15 protein-coding genes are annotated in these 16,427 nt (G+C 29.2%); 13 read left to right on the forward strand and 2 right to left on the reverse strand.

The features are described 5' to 3' along the window. Window positions 1–91: 91 nt before the first annotated feature. The 11 genes from CM240_RS05895 to CM240_RS05945 all read left to right on the forward strand — a co-directional run bounded on the left by CM240_RS05895 (window position 92) and on the right by CM240_RS05945 (window position 12,410). Window positions 92–418: a hypothetical protein gene (locus CM240_RS05895; RefSeq protein ID WP_044037367.1), complete on the forward strand. Its 327-nt coding sequence runs from the start codon at window positions 92–94 to the stop codon at window positions 416–418. Continuing rightward, window positions 405–2,327 (forward strand): V-type ATP synthase subunit I, encoded by a 1,923-nt coding sequence (locus CM240_RS05900; protein ID WP_044037369.1) that lies wholly within the window; start codon window positions 405–407, stop codon window positions 2,325–2,327. The genes CM240_RS05895 and CM240_RS05900 overlap by 14 nt, the downstream gene beginning before the upstream one ends. 12 nt (window positions 2,328–2,339) lie before the next feature. Continuing rightward, complete coding sequence (locus CM240_RS05905; protein ID WP_044037372.1) at window positions 2,340–2,819, forward strand: V-type ATP synthase subunit K; 480 nt, start codon at window positions 2,340–2,342, stop codon at window positions 2,817–2,819. A gap of 14 nt (window positions 2,820–2,833) precedes the next feature. Continuing rightward, window positions 2,834–3,403, forward strand: coding sequence for a V-type ATP synthase subunit E (locus CM240_RS05910; protein WP_044037374.1), 570 nt, complete (start codon window positions 2,834–2,836; stop codon window positions 3,401–3,403). A gap of 12 nt (window positions 3,404–3,415) precedes the next feature. Beyond that, window positions 3,416–4,417 carry a V-type ATP synthase subunit C gene (locus CM240_RS05915; RefSeq protein WP_044037377.1) on the forward strand — a complete coding sequence of 334 codons (1,002 nt, stop codon included), beginning with the start codon at window positions 3,416–3,418 and terminating at the stop codon, window positions 4,415–4,417. Next, on the forward strand, window positions 4,410–4,718 hold the full coding sequence (locus tag CM240_RS05920) for a V-type ATP synthase subunit F (RefSeq protein WP_044037379.1): 309 nt from the start codon (window positions 4,410–4,412) through the stop codon (window positions 4,716–4,718). Before CM240_RS05915 ends, CM240_RS05920 begins: the two co-directional genes overlap by 8 nt. A 38-nt stretch (window positions 4,719–4,756) precedes the next feature. Beyond that, window positions 4,757–6,532, forward strand: a complete 1,776-nt coding sequence (locus CM240_RS05925) for a V-type ATP synthase subunit A (protein ID WP_044037381.1) — start codon at window positions 4,757–4,759, stop codon at window positions 6,530–6,532. Continuing rightward, the gene (locus CM240_RS05930; RefSeq protein ID WP_044037383.1) at window positions 6,525–7,904 is read left to right on the forward strand and encodes a V-type ATP synthase subunit B; all 1,380 of its coding nucleotides are present in this window, start codon (window positions 6,525–6,527) and stop codon (window positions 7,902–7,904) included. Before CM240_RS05925 ends, CM240_RS05930 begins: the two co-directional genes overlap by 8 nt. A 2-nt stretch (window positions 7,905–7,906) precedes the next feature. Then, window positions 7,907–8,539 (forward strand): V-type ATP synthase subunit D, encoded by a 633-nt coding sequence (locus tag CM240_RS05935; RefSeq protein WP_044037385.1) that lies wholly within the window; start codon window positions 7,907–7,909, stop codon window positions 8,537–8,539. A gap of 366 nt (window positions 8,540–8,905) precedes the next feature. Then, entirely contained in the window at window positions 8,906–11,161 is a 2,256-nt protein-coding gene (gene helD / locus CM240_RS05940; protein WP_044037387.1) for an RNA polymerase recycling motor HelD, read from the forward strand. A gap of 64 nt (window positions 11,162–11,225) precedes the next feature. Beyond that, window positions 11,226–12,410 (forward strand): FprA family A-type flavoprotein, encoded by a 1,185-nt coding sequence (locus CM240_RS05945; protein WP_044037390.1) that lies wholly within the window; start codon window positions 11,226–11,228, stop codon window positions 12,408–12,410. 45 nt (window positions 12,411–12,455) lie between these two features. Here the strand turns inward: CM240_RS05945 and cls are convergent, their stop codons facing one another. Further along, window positions 12,456–13,880, reverse strand: coding sequence for a cardiolipin synthase (gene cls / locus CM240_RS05950; protein ID WP_044037392.1), 1,425 nt, complete (start codon window positions 13,878–13,880; stop codon window positions 12,456–12,458). Continuing rightward, window positions 13,880–14,515: a flavin reductase family protein gene (locus tag CM240_RS05955; protein ID WP_051483724.1), complete on the reverse strand. Its 636-nt coding sequence runs from the start codon at window positions 14,513–14,515 to the stop codon at window positions 13,880–13,882. The genes cls and CM240_RS05955 overlap by 1 nt, the downstream gene beginning before the upstream one ends. Before the next feature lie 129 nt (window positions 14,516–14,644). On the opposite strand from CM240_RS05955, the gene CM240_RS05960 reads away from it, so the two are divergent. Then, the gene (locus CM240_RS05960) at window positions 14,645–15,355 is read left to right on the forward strand and encodes a pseudouridine synthase (RefSeq protein WP_044037394.1); all 711 of its coding nucleotides are present in this window, start codon (window positions 14,645–14,647) and stop codon (window positions 15,353–15,355) included. Window positions 15,356–15,526: 171 nt separating this feature from the next. After that, on the forward strand, window positions 15,527–16,405 hold the full coding sequence (locus CM240_RS05965; protein WP_044039784.1) for a MurR/RpiR family transcriptional regulator: 879 nt from the start codon (window positions 15,527–15,529) through the stop codon (window positions 16,403–16,405). Window positions 16,406–16,427 lie beyond the last annotated feature (22 nt).

Below are 16,427 nucleotides of genomic sequence, written 5' to 3' on the forward strand. Positions count from 1 at the left end.
AAATCTTGATAAACCTTTGTATTGTATAGTATAATATGTATGTGGTATTTAATACCCTTTAATTGGCGCTTTTTAGAAAGGTGGTGAAAGTTTGGCTAAGGAGGCATTACTACAAATTAAGGAAGCTGAAGATGAAGTAAAAAAAATGATATCGTCAGCACAGCAGGAGAATCAAGAGAAAATTAATAATGCTGAAATTGAAGGCAAGAACATCTATGATTCTTTAGTTCAACAAGGGAAAGAGGAAGCTAATTCAGTTATGGAAGCAGCAGAGAATAAAGGAAATGACGAAGCGGCACCGATAATTGAAAAAGGTATGGCAGAAGTCGAAGCTTTGAGAAATGTGGATAAACAAAAATTCGACAATGTTGTAAAATTGGTGATTGAAAGGATTGTGAATAATAATGGCAATTGTTAAAATGAGTAAATTCACTCTACTTTCCTTTGAATCTCACAAAGAAGAAATTTTAAAAAAGCTTCATTTGTTTGGAAACGTTGAATTTGAAAATTTGAATGATTCTAAAGAAGAATTAACTTTTTTAAAATCTATGGCGGCTTTAGATGAAGTAAGCAAATATGAAGGTGAAGTTGCAAAGGCAAATTACTGCATTCAAAGATTGAAACCTTATACTTCAAAAGTTTCTATGATAACAGCAATGAAGGAAGGAAAGAAGACTTTATCATTTAATGAACTTGAAAGTAGAGTTTTATCTTTCAATCATAATGAAGTTTATACATCATTAAAGAAGCTAGATAGTGAACTTAATGATATAAACAATAAAAGAGGGAAAATAGAGAGTGAAATAGAAGCTATTATACCTTTTAAAAATATAGAAATTCCTTTAAAGGATGTTAAAGATTTTAAATTAGTAAGGACTTTTATAGGATATATTCCTATAACACTTAAATCTGAGTCATTAGAAAAGCTAAATAGTTCGCTTGAAACAATATCAGTAGAAGTTTTAAGTGAAGATAAAGATAATGTGTATTTAGTTATCGCTATAGAGAATAGCAACGCTGATCAATGTGAAGAGATTTTAAGAACTTTCAATTTCAACAAGATGACATTAAATTATCAAGGAACTATAAAGGAAGAGATTAATTCACTAAGAAATAGTCTTGATACTTTAAATGAAAGAGAAGGAAAAGTTAAAGAGGAAATTGTAAAATTAGCAATACATTTTGAAAAATTAGAAGAGGTACATGAATACTATTCTAATCTTGTAATAAAAAGTAGAGCCAATGAAAATTTCTTAAAAAGCGACAATGTGGTAGTTATTAATGGATGGATACCTACAGAATTAATAAGTAAACTTGAAAAAATAGTTAAGGAATGTACTAATGACAATTATTACATTGAGACTGTAGAAGCTGAAAAGGATGATACAAAAGTGCCAATAAAGTTAAAGAATAATAAATTTGTATCAGCTTTTGAAAGTATTACTTCTATGTATGCATTGCCAATGTACAATGAAATAGATCCTACTCCACTACTAAGTATATTTTATGCAATATTCTTTGGTATGATGGTAGCAGACTTTGGATATGGATTCCTTATGTTAATTGGTACAGCTATAGTATTAAAAGCATTTAATTTAGAAGATGGTACTAAGCAGTTTATTAAGTTTTTATTCTATTTGAGTTTTCCAACAATAATATTTGGGTTTATTTATGGTGCTGGTTTTGGAGATGCTATCAAAACACCGCCACTTATAAATCCTAATGAAGATTTTAATACTATATTAATTTTATCATTAGGCCTAGGTATATTGCAAATATTTACAGGGTTAGCTATGAAGGCAATAACTCTTGTTAAAAATGGAAAGCCACTAGATGCTTTTTATGATTCAGGATCATGGATAATAACTTTAGTAGGTATAGGTTTATGGGTTGCATCTGTTCCAGGAGGAATGTGGATAGCAATCATAGGTATGGTTCTTGTAGTATTAACTCAAGGAAGACAGGCGCCTTCAATAGGAGGAAAGCTTGGAGGAGGAGCATATGCGTTATATGGTATAACAGGATACGTATCAGATCTTGTTTCATATACAAGACTTATGGCCTTAGGATTATCAGGTGGTTCTATAGCAGGAGCTATAAATGTAATTCTAAGTGGACTTACAGGAAATATTTTCGGCTTAATAATAGCAATAATATTATTCATAGCTCTTCAATTATTTAACTTAGGTCTTGGCGCATTAGGTGCTTATGTTCACTCAATTAGACTTCAATATGTAGAATATTTTTCTAAGTTCTACGAAGGTGGAGGAAGAGAATTTAAGCCATTTACAACTAAAAATGAATATTTAAATGTAAAGAATGATTAGGAGGAAGTAATTATGACATTCATGGATTTTTTTAGTCAATATGGAGGACCAATTTTAGCTGGTCTTGGAGTAGCATTAGCAGTAGGATTAGCTGGTATCGGATCTGCAAAAGGTGTTGGTATTGCAGGTGAAGCAGCAGCAGGATTAGTTTCAGAAGAACCTGAAAAGTTTGGTAAAGCATTAGTACTTCAATTATTACCAGGTACTCAAGGTTTATATGGATTCGTTATAGGTTTCTTAGTATCTAATAAAATTGGAGCAGATTTATCATTAACTAATGGATTCTATTTATTAATGGCATGTTTACCAATAGCTTTAGCAGGTTTATTTTCAGGAATAGCTCAAGGTAAGGCAGCAGCTGCTGGTGTAGCTATCTTAGCTAAAAACCCAGAACACACTACAAAAGGTATCATTTTCGCAGCGATGGTTGAAACTTATGCATTATTAGGATTCGTTATTTCATTCTTAATGATGAATGCAGCAAATTTTTAAGGGTGTGAAGATATATGTCTAATTTAAATAATTTAATCTCTAAGATTAAAGAAGAGGGAAATGCACAAGTTAAGGCTATTAAAGCTGAAGGTGATGCTAAAAGAGATGCTATCATTTCAAAATATACTAAGGAAGGAGAAGAAGTAAAATCTTCCCTAGTAGAAAAAGCTAAGAGAGAAGGGGCTACAAGAAAAGAAAGAATTTTATCTAATGCCGCTCTTAAAGTAAGAAATGAGAAGCTTAAGGTAAAAGGTGAATTAATTGATAAAGTTTTTATTGAAGCAACTAAGTCATTAAAACACTTAAATGGTGAACATTACAAAAATTTTATAGTATCATCATTAAGAGATGTTAAGTTAGAGGGTGGAGAAGAAATTCTTTTCTCTGAAGCTATAATTGATGGTGATTCTTTATTAAAAGAAGTAAATTCAACTTTAAATACGAGTTTTAAATTATCTGATGAAAAGGTATCTTCAGGGTTTATGGTTAGAAATAACGGAATTGATATGAATTTTTCTTTTGAAAATATTGTTTCATTCCAAAGAGATACCCTTGAAGGAGAAATAGTTTCATTATTATTTTAGGGAGGATAGCCAATGAATAGAATGGATTTCACTCAGGCTGTGGCTAGAATAAGAGTTCTAGAAAAGAGACTCCTTAACAAAAACACTTTTGATAGAATGTTAGAGGCATCATCTAAGGATGAGGCATTAAAAGTTCTTCAAGATACTGAGTATAGTGAACTTTTAGCTAATATTTCAAGAAGTGAAGATTTTGATGAGGTATTAAAAGAAGAACTAAATAGAGTTTATAATAATGCATATAATATTTCACCTGATAAAAGGATAGTAGATATATTCGCAATGAAATATATTTATCATAATATAAAAGTCCTTTTGAAAGCAAAATATCTAAAAAAAGATTTAGGTTATATGCTAGTAAATATAAGTGATGTTAACTTTGAAAAAGTAGAGTTAGCTATAAACACAAGAGATTTTAAAGCAATACCTAATTATATAAAAGATGCTATTATTAGAGCTGAGAAAGTTTTTGAAGATGATAATGATCCTCAAAAAATCGATATTGTTCTTGATAAGCTTATGTTTGAACATATGATGAATTTAGCTAAAGATCTAAAAATAGATTTTATAACAGAATATGTTAAGTTAAATATTGATTATACAAATATAAAAGCTATGTTAAGACTTAAAAAACAAGGAAAAACTTCTAAAGCATTAAAAGATGTTTATGCAAGTGGTGGGGATGTAGATATTAAATTATTAAATAGATCTATTGATGAACCAATGGATTCTATTATATCGAAATTCCAAACTACTAGTTATAAAGAAGTTATGAAAAATGGAGTCGAACATTATGTAACTACTGGTAGATTTTCAGAATTTGAAAAATTATTTGAAGATTATATAATGGCTAAAACAAAAAAAGCAAAATATGTTACATTTGGACCAGAACCAATCGCAACATATATTAATGCAAAAGAGACAGAAATTAAAATAATAAGAATTATAATGGTTGGTAAAATTAATGGTATAAGTGAGGAAGTTATTAGAGAAAGGCTGCGTGATAGTTATGTATAAGATTGGAGTTGTAGGAGATAAGGATTCTGTTTTAGCATTCAAAGCTATTGGAATTGAAGTTTTCCCAGTTTTCAATGAAGATGAAGCTAGAAAAGCAGTAGATAAAATGGCGGCTAATAATTATGGCGTTATATTCTTAACTGAAGAATATGCAGCAAAAATCCCAGATACTGTTGAAAGATATAATAATGAAATAGTACCAGCAGTAATTCTTATACCAAGTAATAGAGGAAGCTTAAATATAGGAATTGAAAGAATACACGCTAACGTTGAGAAAGCAGTAGGAGTAAATATCCTTTAGAATAAGATTCGTCCTAATTGAGGAAGGTAGGCGGTAACTTGAAAACAGGAAAAATAATTAAGGTATCCGGACCTTTGGTTATTGCTGAAGGAATGGAAGAAGCAAATATATATGACGTTTGTAAAGTTGGAGAAAATGGACTTATTGGTGAAATCATCGAAATGAGAGGCGATAAGGCATCAATTCAGGTTTATGAAGAAACAAGTGGTCTTGGACCTGGGGATCCAGTAGTTTCTACAGGAGAACCATTATCAGTAGAACTTGGACCAGGACTTATGGAATCAATGTTTGATGGTATTCAAAGACCATTAGATAAGTTCTTTAAAGCTGCTAACAGTGCATTCTTAAAGAAAGGTGTTCATGTTTTAGCTTTAGATAGAGAGAAAAAATGGACATTTAAGCCAACAGTAGAAGTTGGAGCTGAAGTTAAAGAAGGTTACGTTCTTGGAACAGTTCAAGAAACTGCAGTTGTAAACCATAAGATAATGGTTCCTCATGGAATCGAAGGTAAAGTTGTAGAAATTAAATCAGGCGACTTTACAATCGAAGAAGTAGTAGCTGTTATTGAAACTAAGGAAGGTAATAAAGATATTACTATGCTTAGAAAATGGTCAGTAAGAACAGGAAGACCATATGCTAAAAAATTAAACCCAGTTGAACCTATGCTTACAGGTCAAAGAGTTATTGATACATTTTTCCCTGTAACTACTGGTGGTGCTGCTGCGGTACCAGGACCATTCGGAGCTGGTAAGACAGTTGTTCAACACCAAGTTGCTAAGTGGGGAGATGCTGAAATAGTTGTTTACGTTGGTTGTGGTGAACGTGGTAATGAGATGACAGACGTTCTTAACGAATTCCCAGAACTTAAAGACCCTAAGACTGGTGAAAGCTTAATGAAGAGAACTGTACTTATTGCTAATACATCAAACATGCCAGTTGCAGCTAGAGAAGCATGTATATATACAGGTATAACAATAGCTGAGTATTACAGAGATATGGGTTACTCTGTTGCTATAATGGCTGACTCAACTTCAAGATGGGCAGAAGCATTAAGAGAAATGTCTGGTAGACTTGAAGAAATGCCAGGGGATGAAGGATATCCAGCTTACCTTGGATCAAGACTTGCTGAGTATTATGAAAGAGCTGGTAAAGTTGTATGTTTAGGTGAAGATGAAAGAGTTGGATCTATAACTGCAATTTCAGCGGTATCACCTCCAGGAGGAGATATTTCAGAACCAGTTACTCAATCAACATTAAGAATAGTAAAAGTTTTCTGGGGACTTGATGCACAACTTGCATATAAGAGACACTTCCCATCAATTAACTGGTTAAATTCTTATTCATTATATGTTGATAAGATTGACAAATACTTAGATGAGACAGTTGCTCCAGATTGGTCTTCTTTAAGACTTAGAGCGATGACATTACTTCAAGAAGAAGCAAGCTTAGAAGAAATAGTAAGACTTGTAGGTCTTGATGCATTATCTGAAAAAGATAGATTAAAACTTGAAGTAGCAAAATCAATAAGAGAAGATTATCTTCAACAAAATGCGTTCCATGAAGAAGATACTTATACTCCGCTTGCAAAGCAATATAGAATGTTAAAAGCAATCTTAGCTTTCCAAGATGAAGCATTAAGAGCTCTTGATGCAGGAGTTTACTTAGATAAGGTATTAGCTCTTGAAGTTAGAGATAGAATTGCAAGAACTAAATATATATCTAAGAACGAATTAGAAAAAATCGACGATGTAATTGTTGAGTTAAAGCAAGCCGTAGATAAATTAATAAGTGAAGGAGGGCTAGCTGATGCTTAAAGAATATAGAACTATAACTGAGGTAGTTGGTCCTTTAATGGCTGTTGAAGGTGTTGAAGGTGTAAAATACGACGAATTAGTTGAAATTGAATTACAAAATGGTGAACTAAGAAGAGGTAAAGTTCTTGAAGTTAATGGTTCAAAAGCTATGGTACAATTATTTGAAGGATCTTCAGGAATTAACCTTAAAGGATCAAAAGCTAAATTCTTAGCTCATCCACTAGAACTAGGTGTATCAGAAGATATGCTTGGTAGAGTATTTGATGGGATGGGAAGACCAATTGATAATGGTCCAAATATAATTGCTGAAAAAAGATTAGATATCAATGGTGAAGCAATTAACCCAGTAGCAAGAGAATTCCCAGATGAATTTATTCAAACTGGAATTTCAGCTATTGACCACTTAAACACATTAGTTAGAGGTCAAAAGCTACCAATATTCTCAGCTTCAGGTCTTCCACATGCTGAACTTGCAGCTCAGATCGCAAGACAAGCGAAAGTTTTAAATTCAGATTCTAAGTTTGCCGTTGTATTTGCTGCGATAGGTATTACTTTCGAAGAATCACAATTTTTCGTAGAAGACTTTAAGAAAACTGGAGCTATTGATAGATCAGTTCTATTTATGAACTTAGCAAATGACCCAGCTATCGAAAGAATAGCTACACCAAGAATGGCTCTTACTGCAGCAGAATATCTTGCTTATGAAAAAGGAATGCACGTTCTTGTAATCATGACTGATATTACAAACTATGCAGAAGCATTAAGAGAAGTTTCAGCAGCTAGAAAAGAAGTTCCAGGAAGAAGAGGTTACCCAGGATATCTTTATACTGACCTTTCTACTTTATATGAAAGAGCAGGAAGAATTAAAGGTTCCGAAGGATCAGTTACTCAAATTCCAATACTTACAATGCCTGAAGAAGATAAAACACACCCAATTCCTGATTTAACAGGATATATTACTGAAGGACAAATAATTCTTTCAAGAGAATTATATAAAAAAGGTGTAATGCCTCCAATAGATGTATTACCATCTCTTTCAAGACTTAAAGATAAGGGTATAGGTAAAGGTAAGACTAGAGAAGACCATGCTGATACAATGAACCAATTATTTGCAGCTTATGCACAAGGTAAGCAAGCTAAAGAATTAGCTGTTATCTTAGGGGAATCTGCATTATCAGATGCTGATAAACAATATGCAAAGTTTGCAGAAGCTTTTGAAGAAGAATATGTTTCTCAAGGATTTGAAACAAACAGAACTATTGAAGAAACATTAGAACTTGGATGGAAACTTCTAAAAATATTACCTAAGACTGAACTTAAGAGAATTAGAGATGAGTATTTAGAAAAGTATATGCCTAGAGAGGAAGTATAGTTATGGCTAGACTTAATGTGAATCCAACAAGAATGGAACTCACTAAGCTTAAAAAGCGTTTAGCTACTTCTACAAGGGGTCATAAACTTTTAAAAGATAAGCAAGATGAGCTTATGAGAAGATTTATAGATCTTGTAAAATATAATAATGTTTTAAGAAAAGAAGTAGAAGAGATGCTTGGTGGAGCTTTTAAAGATTTCGTTATGGCTAGAGCTGTAATGAGTTCAGAGTTCCTTGAGGAAGCAATTGCTTATCCTAAAGAAAGCATTTCTCTTGAAGTTGATGTTAAGAATATTATGAGTGTTAATGTTCCAGTAATGGAATTTAAAAGATCCATGGAAGATGATGCAGGAAGTATTTATCCTTATGGTTTTGGTAATACTTCTACTGAATTAGATGGAGCTATAGAAAAGTTATACTCTATACTTCCTAAGCTTTTAGAACTTGCTGAAGTAGAGAAATCATGCCAACTTATGGCTGATGAAATTGAAAAGACAAGAAGAAGAGTTAATGCTCTAGAATACATGACAATACCAAGTCTTCAAGAAACAATTAAGTTTATCAAGATGAAACTTGATGAAAATGAAAGAAGTTCTATAACTAGATTAATGAAAGTTAAGAGTATGATAGAATAAAAAAGGGAGCTGTCACACAAATTGTGTGGCAGCTTTTTTACTAAGTAATGTATTCTTAAATGACCTTGTATATTTAAAGCTGTAGCTACGCAAATCTGTTTCGATTATTTTATCAATATGGTAAGTCCTTAAAAAATAAATTATACAATTAAGTATTTCGTGACTTCATAGGATATACTTTTATACAGCTTAAGTATTAAGCTTAGAAATTGTCTATTTTAATAGTAATTTTATCTACAAATAATATTTAGTTTACATAATCCTAATTATGTTATTGTAAATTAAATTTTAAAACACTATTCTTATATAAATAAATATATGATAAAATAAAACTATTTGACAAAGAAAAAATAAAGGGGAAAATATATGGCAATAACACTTAATGAACTAACCTATGAAGTAAAGGTATTAAAAGAAAAGAAAGATTTGATAAATAACGAAATTAATATAAAAATTAAAAAAAATGAAGAATTAGAATTGAAAATATCTTCTCTTAAAAAAGATGCAAAAGGAAAATATAATGAAGAATTAGATACTATGGAAAAGTTATATAATGTAACAAGTAGTTCAATAGTGAATTATAAAGAAGCAATAGATAAGCCTTATTTTGGAAGAGTAGATTTCAGAGAGAGAAAAAAAGATTGTGAAAGTTTTTATATAGGAAAGATAGGTATAATGGATTCAGTAGAAGCTGAAGAAGTTGTTGTTGATTGGAGAGCGCCTATTGCAGATTTATATTATAGCGGAATAATTGGAGATGTTTCTTATGAGGCTCCAGATGGATGGATAGATGGTGAATTAAAGGCTAAAAGAAAGTTTATTATTGAAAATGGAGAGATAAGAGATGCTTTTGATGAAGGTAATGAGCTCATTATTAAGGGAAGTAATGGTGATGAGAATCTTATTGATGAATTTTTAAAAATTAATTTAGAAGAGTCTTCATCAACTAAATTAAAAGAAGTCGTAGCTACAATACAAAAGGAACAAAATGATATAATAAGAGCTCCACTTAATAGTGCACTTATTATTCAAGGTTCTGCTGGATCAGGTAAAACTACTGTAGCATTACATAGACTGGCATATTTATTGTATAAATATCGAAGAAACCTATGTGGAAATGATATTTTAGTAGTCGCACCAAATAAAATGTTTTTAGATTATATTTCAAATATATTGCCATCATTAGGAGTAGATAAAGTTAAGCAATATACTATGGAGCAAGTAGCCTTAAATATCTTAAAAATGAAAACTAAATATATTTCCAAAGAAGAAAAGCTTAGTGAATTTATAAATGAGAACGAAGATAAAGATCTTTTAATTGAAGCATCAAGGTTTAAAGGATCTATAGAATTTAGAGATATATTAGATAATTATATTGAGTTTCTTGAAAAACGAGAATATGAGAATATATATGACATTAAGTGTGAAGGGTTTGTTCTTTTTAAAGCAACAGAAATAAGAAAGCTTTATGGAGAGGATATGAAAAATCTATCCCTAAATAGAAGAAAAGAAGAAATACGAAAATATTTTTTAAAAAAGAAAAAAATCGTTTTAAGTCAAGTATTCGAAAAATTAGATATGTTTTATGATTTAAGAGTTAAAAAAATAAAAAGAGATTTTGAAGATAGTGAAGACAGACGTCAAATGTTAACACTAGTATATAATGAAAGAGATGAGAAAAAAGCTTCATTATTAAATAAGTATAAATCTATAATTGAAGAAAATATTAAAGTTTATAATGTTAAAAATATATATGATGTTTATAAAGAAATGTTTTTTAATGAAGAAATCGCAGAGAAAGTACAGATTAATAAAATTCCATCTGAATTATTAGATTATATAAAAGAATCTTTTAATATCAATGATAACCAAAAAGTCATTGATGGTGATGATATTATAGCAATGGCATATCTAATATCTAAAATTAATGGCATAGATGATAAAAATAAATTTAGACATATTGTTATAGACGAGGCTCAAGACTATTCACCATTAGCTTTTAGTATGATAAAAGAGATATGTTCAATGGAATCTTTTACTGTGGTTGGTGATTTAGCTCAAGGAATTTACTTTTTTAAAGGGATAACGGATTGGAATGTTCTTAAAGAAAAGATATTTGATGAGAGTGAATTTATTTATCTTAAGCAATCCTATAGATCAACAGTTGAAATAATAGATTATGCAAATAAAATATTTAGAAGACAAAATTTAGACTTTGAACCATCAAGAGCAGTTTTGAGACATGGAAAAGAAGTAAAACATATAGATGTAGAAACTCAAAAAGAAATGACAATGAAAATCGATGATATATGTGAAGATGTATTAAGTAATGGAAAAAGGATAGTGGCTGTAATATGTAAAAGTTCTGATGAATGTAAAAAAGTTTATTCATATTTACGTAGAAATTCAAATTATTCGTGGACTTTAGTAAAAGATAGAATGGATGATTTTGAGTTTAACTTTATGGTAATACCATCTTATATGACTAAAGGATTAGAATTTGATTGTTCTATTGTTATTAATGAAAATAGTTATGAAGATAATATTTTTGATAATAAACTATTATATGTCGTACTTACAAGAGCACTTCATTTTCAATATATTATAAATATTAAATATTAATTGAATATCCAATTTTTATGTGATAAAATATATTTAATAAGAATTATTATTTATAGGAGCAGTTATGGAGTGTTTAGAATTAAGTAAAAATATTTACTGGGTCGGTACAAAAGACAAAAACTTAAGGGTTTTTGATATAATAATGACAACAGATAAAGGGACTACCTATAATTCATATTTAATAAATGATGATAAGGTAGCGCTTATAGATACAGTAAAGAATAAGTTTTTTCAGGAATCTGTAGAAAAAGTTAAAGAAATTCTTGGAGAAAAGTCTATCGATTATATAATTGTAAATCATACAGAGTTAGATCATTCCGGTAGTATAAAGGATTTCCTAAAGGTGTATCCTGATGCTACTATCATTGCTACTAAAGCTGCGATAATGTACTTAAGAGAAATTATAAATGCTAGTTTTAAATCAATAGATATATCATCTATTAAAGAATTGAATCTTGGTGAACATACTTTAGAGTTTATTTCTGCACCTAATTTACATTGGCCAGATACAATGTTTACTTATGTGAAGAATAAGGAAATTCTATTTACTTGTGATTTTTTAGGTTGTCATTATTGTCCAGATGATAGTATATTTACAACATATGATGATGCATATATTAAAGAAATGAAGTACTATTATCAAACTATTATGTCACCTTTTAGTAAGTTTGTTAAGAACGGTTTAGATAAAATAGATAATCTATCTCTAAAAATGATATGTCCTTCACATGGACCTATTCATACTGAAACATATATCAATAAAATTAAAGATGCATATTATGAAATGGCTAAAAAAGATGATGTAGTAAATAATAAAATATCTATTTTTTATATAAGTGCCTATGGAAATACTGAAAAGATGTCTAATTATATAAAAGAAAGATTAGAACAAAAAGGGTTTCAAGTAGAAACATATGAGATTACATCTTATGATATTTCATACCTTGTTAAGGTTGTGGAAACATCAAAAGGAATATTAGTTGGTACACCTACTATTAATCAGGACGCTGTAAGACCAGCATGGGATTTACTTAATTCTTTATGTCCAATTAATGTAAGAGGAAAAATTGCATCTGCCTTTGGGTCTTTTGGATGGAGTGGAGAAGGGGTACCTATGATTCTATCTAGAATGAAAGATTTAAAGTTTAACGTTTTAAATGATGGATTAAGATTTAAATTTGTACCTGATACAAAAGAATATGATGAAGCTAATGAATTTGTAGAAAAATATATAAGCTTATTAAAATGAAAAAGTTAAAAAAGTACTATAGTTGATTTTACTATAGTACTTTTTTTATAAAATTGGTGATATTAATCTGATTATAGACTCCATAAATTTTTTTATTACACCTCTATTATTAAACTTTGACTTATCCAAAGGTATACATACTTTTTCATCTTCTCTAAAAATTTCTTCGTATTTTTTAGCCATCTCTTCATCATATATTATTGCATTAACTTCAAAATTTAATTTAAAACTTCTTATATCAAAGTTTGCAGTACCGATACTAGCAACAGAACTATCGGCAACAATAGTTTTTGCATGAATAAAACCATTGTTGTATTGATAAAATTTTATACCTGAATTTAAAAGTAAATCTATATTAGCATGTAATATCCAAGGCATATAAAAGTGATCTGGTTTATAAGGAACCATTATTCTTACATCAACTCCAGATAATGCAGATATCTTTAATGCCTCTATCATTGGTTCATCTAAAACTAGATAAGGAGTTTGAATATAAATATGATCTTTAGCGTTATTTATTATTTTTAAATAAGAATTTTTAATAAATTCTTCAATATGATCTGGGCCAGATGAAACTATCTGAATACCTATATTTCCTACATTGCGAGAAGATGGAAAATACTTAGGATTTTTTGTTGTAGAAGATTTATTAGCATAATCCCAATCCATTAAAAATCTTGTATTCAGCTCTGTTACAGCATCACCTTCTATACGTAAATGAGTATCTCTCCAAAATGAGAATTTTTTTCCTTTATTTACATATTCGTCTCCAACATTAAATCCACCGACATATCCAATGACCCCGTCAATTACTGCTATTTTTCGGTGATTTCTATAATTGATTCTAAGATTTATTAGTGGAAGAATTCCGGGGAAAAATAATGCAAATTCAATACCTAAATTTTTAATATATTCTTGTTCTTTTCGTCTGATGCTCTTTGAACCCATAGCATCAATCAGTAACCTAACCTCCACACCTTCATTTACTTTCTTCTTCAATAGTTCTAAGATGGTATTACCTAGATTATCTAATTTAAAAATATAATATTCTATATGAACAAATTCCTTTGCATTTTCTATATCTTTCAATAAATTTTTAAATTTCTCTTCACCATTTATATAAGTAGTTATTGAATTATTATTAGTATATAAAGCACCACAGTGATTAAAATTCATTTTAATTAAATCAGAAAATCGTGGAGAAGCGTTAATTGTATTTATATGTTCTTTTCTATCAATGTTATCTAACTTAATTTTATCGATAATATTTTTTTCATTAAAAATCTTTCTTTTACTTAAATCTTGACCAAAACATAGATATAGCACAAATCCGACACCAGGGAGTAAAGTTATAATTAGTAACCACCCCCAAGTTGTAGATGGCTCTCTTCTTTCTATAAAGATAAGAGAAAATATTGAAATTGTATTAATAATAATCATTACAGAAAATATGATAATGTTAATGCTCATTAATATTTCCTTTCCTTTTGTTTTAAACTTTTATTGTTATTATTTTCTTTATAATATTTATTTTTATTCTTCTTTTTTGCAACTGAATAACCAAAGGTACCTAATGATTTTGAATTTATACCAAAATATTCTCCATGACAATAAGTAATAAGATTAGCTTTATTAAATTCAATTTTACCATTATTATTTATCAAGGAGTCTTCTACTTTTACACCGACTACTTCACATAAGAACATATCGTGAGTTCCTAGTTTTGATATATCTGTAACTTTGCATTCAAGAGCAACTGGTGATTTTTTTAAAGAAGGGGTTCCTATTTTCTCACCAGGTTCTAGTTCTAAATTAAAATGCTTAATTTTATCTTCTACTTTACCAGATCGTACTCCACAATAATCTACTATTTTAACCATATCTCTAGATGGTAAATTTATGACACATTCCATAGATTCTTTTATATATTCATGAGATAATCTTTCTGGACGAATTCCCATAGCAATCATTGGTGGTTTTGTACAAACAGTACTAATCCAGCCAACGGTAAATACATTTACTTTATTTTCTTTATTTTTAGATGTAATTAAAACAACAGGGGTAGGGTTTAGCATTACACTACCTTTAAAAAACTTCTTTGACATATAAATATTCTCCCTTGAAACATTAATTTTAGCTTAGTTTACTATAACAATAATATTAGTTATTGTAAATATTATATGTTGTAAATACAAAGAGAAATTATTAAAATATATTAATAGGTAGGTGATATTTTGGAAGAAAGATTACAAAAATATATGGCTAGTTGTGGAGTAGCTTCAAGAAGAAAATGTGAAGAGTTTATTTTAGAAGGAAGAGTAAAAGTTAATGGTATTATAGTAAATGAATTAGGAAAAAAAGTGTTAGTAGATAAAGATATTATAGAATTTGATGGAGTTAAAATAGATAAAGAAGATAAAAAGGTATATTATATTTTAAATAAGCCTACTGGTGTTATAACTAGTGCTTCTGATGAAAGAGGAAGAAAGACAGTTATAGATATAGTAAAATCAAAAGAACGTATATTTCCAATTGGAAGATTAGATTATAATACATCAGGATTATTATTATTAACTAATGATGGAGAAATTTTTAATAAAATAATGCATCCTAGAGTAGAACTTTTTAAGACTTATATTGCTGATGTTAAAGGATATATAACCGATAAAGATATTGAACAATTAAAGAATGGTATAGATATAGGTGGTTATATAACAGCTAAAGCAAAAGTTTTTATTCAAAAAAGAGATGATAATAGATCAACAATAAGAATATCAATTTCTGAAGGAAAAAATAGACAAATAAGAAGAATGTGTTCTAAAATCAATCATGATGTTATTAATTTAAAAAGGATTTCCATAGGAGATATAAAATTAGGTGAATTGAAGATCGGTGAATATCGAAAATTAAATGATAAAGAATTAAATTTTTTATTTAGATTATAATATGCAATATTTAGATTAAGATTAGTCATATTGAGAAAGTTTTATTGAATAATATTGCAAAATTATCGTAAAATATCTTCAATATACATTGAAAATGAAATTTATATTGATTAGTTTTTCATATAATGGTAAAATTAAATACACATCAACCATAAAGGTGGGGATAATATGATCGATTCAAGCAAGCAAGATTTAATGAGAACTATTCAAGTAAAGTTTCCTCGACTAAGTAAAGGGCAAAAACTTATAGCTGAATATATATTAAAACAATATGATAAAGCTGCGTTTATGACAGCGGCTAAATTAGGTGATAGTGTTGGAGTAAGTGAATCAACTGTTGTAAGGTTTGCTAATGAATTAGGATTTAGTGGATATCCTAAACTACAGAAAGCGTTACAAGAATTGATAAAAAATAAACTTACTACTGTTCAGAGAATAGAGTTGTCCAATAATTACATAACTATGGAGAATGCTTTAAAAGGTGTCCTTAAATCAGATATGGAGAATATAAGAGTTACTTTAGAGAAAATTAATCCGAAAATTTTTGATGAAGTAGTGAATTGTATATTTAATGCTAAGCGAATATATATTATTGGATTAAGGAGCTCAACAGCTCTTGCTGAATTTTTAGGGTTTTATCTTAATTTAATTTTAGATAATGTTAAAGTAGTTGCATATGGTGTATCAGATATATTTGAACAAATGATAAATATTTCAAAAGATGATTTAGTAATAGGTATAGGATTTCCAAGATATGCAGCAAGAACTATTGAAGCATTAAACTATGCACATGGCAAAGGAACAAAAGTCGTAGCCATTACAGACTCATTATTGTCTCCTTTAGCAACTAAGTCTGATTATACATTGATTGCTCAGAGTAATATGGCTTCATTTGTTGATTCATTAGTAGCTCCATTATCAGTGATCAATGCTTTAATAATAGCAGTAGGACTTAGGGAAAAAGAAAAGATATCATCAATATTTACAGGGTTAGAAGATATCTGGGAAGAATATAAAGTTTATTCATTTAAAAATGATACTTTATTTTAAAAATATAATTGAAAAAAATTTA

The sequence above is a fragment of the Clostridium bornimense genome (assembly GCF_000577895.1).
Lineage (GTDB): Bacteria > Bacillota > Clostridia > Clostridiales > Clostridiaceae > Clostridium_AN > Clostridium_AN bornimense.

Bases quoted from the DNA above. Each gene is read 5' to 3' on its own strand.
- CM240_RS05900 (WP_044037369.1), top strand. From the start codon at position 405: ATGGCAATTGTTAAAATGAGTAAATTCACTCTACTTTCCTTTGAATCT.
- CM240_RS05905 (WP_044037372.1), top strand. From the start codon at position 2,340: ATGACATTCATGGATTTTTTTAGTCAATATGGAGGACCAATTTTAGCT.
- CM240_RS05910 (WP_044037374.1), top strand. From the start codon at position 2,834: ATGTCTAATTTAAATAATTTAATCTCTAAGATTAAAGAAGAGGGAAAT.
- CM240_RS05915 (WP_044037377.1), top strand. From the start codon at position 3,416: ATGAATAGAATGGATTTCACTCAGGCTGTGGCTAGAATAAGAGTTCTA.
- CM240_RS05920 (WP_044037379.1), top strand. From the start codon at position 4,410: ATGTATAAGATTGGAGTTGTAGGAGATAAGGATTCTGTTTTAGCATTC.
- CM240_RS05930 (WP_044037383.1), top strand. From the start codon at position 6,525: ATGCTTAAAGAATATAGAACTATAACTGAGGTAGTTGGTCCTTTAATG.
- CM240_RS05935 (WP_044037385.1), top strand. From the start codon at position 7,907: ATGGCTAGACTTAATGTGAATCCAACAAGAATGGAACTCACTAAGCTT.
- helD (WP_044037387.1), top strand. From the start codon at position 8,906: ATGGCAATAACACTTAATGAACTAACCTATGAAGTAAAGGTATTAAAA.
- CM240_RS05945 (WP_044037390.1), top strand. From the start codon at position 11,226: ATGGAGTGTTTAGAATTAAGTAAAAATATTTACTGGGTCGGTACAAAA.
- cls (WP_044037392.1), bottom strand. From the start codon at position 13,880: ATGAGCATTAACATTATCATATTTTCTGTAATGATTATTATTAATACA.
- CM240_RS05955 (WP_051483724.1), bottom strand. From the start codon at position 14,515: ATGTCAAAGAAGTTTTTTAAAGGTAGTGTAATGCTAAACCCTACCCCT.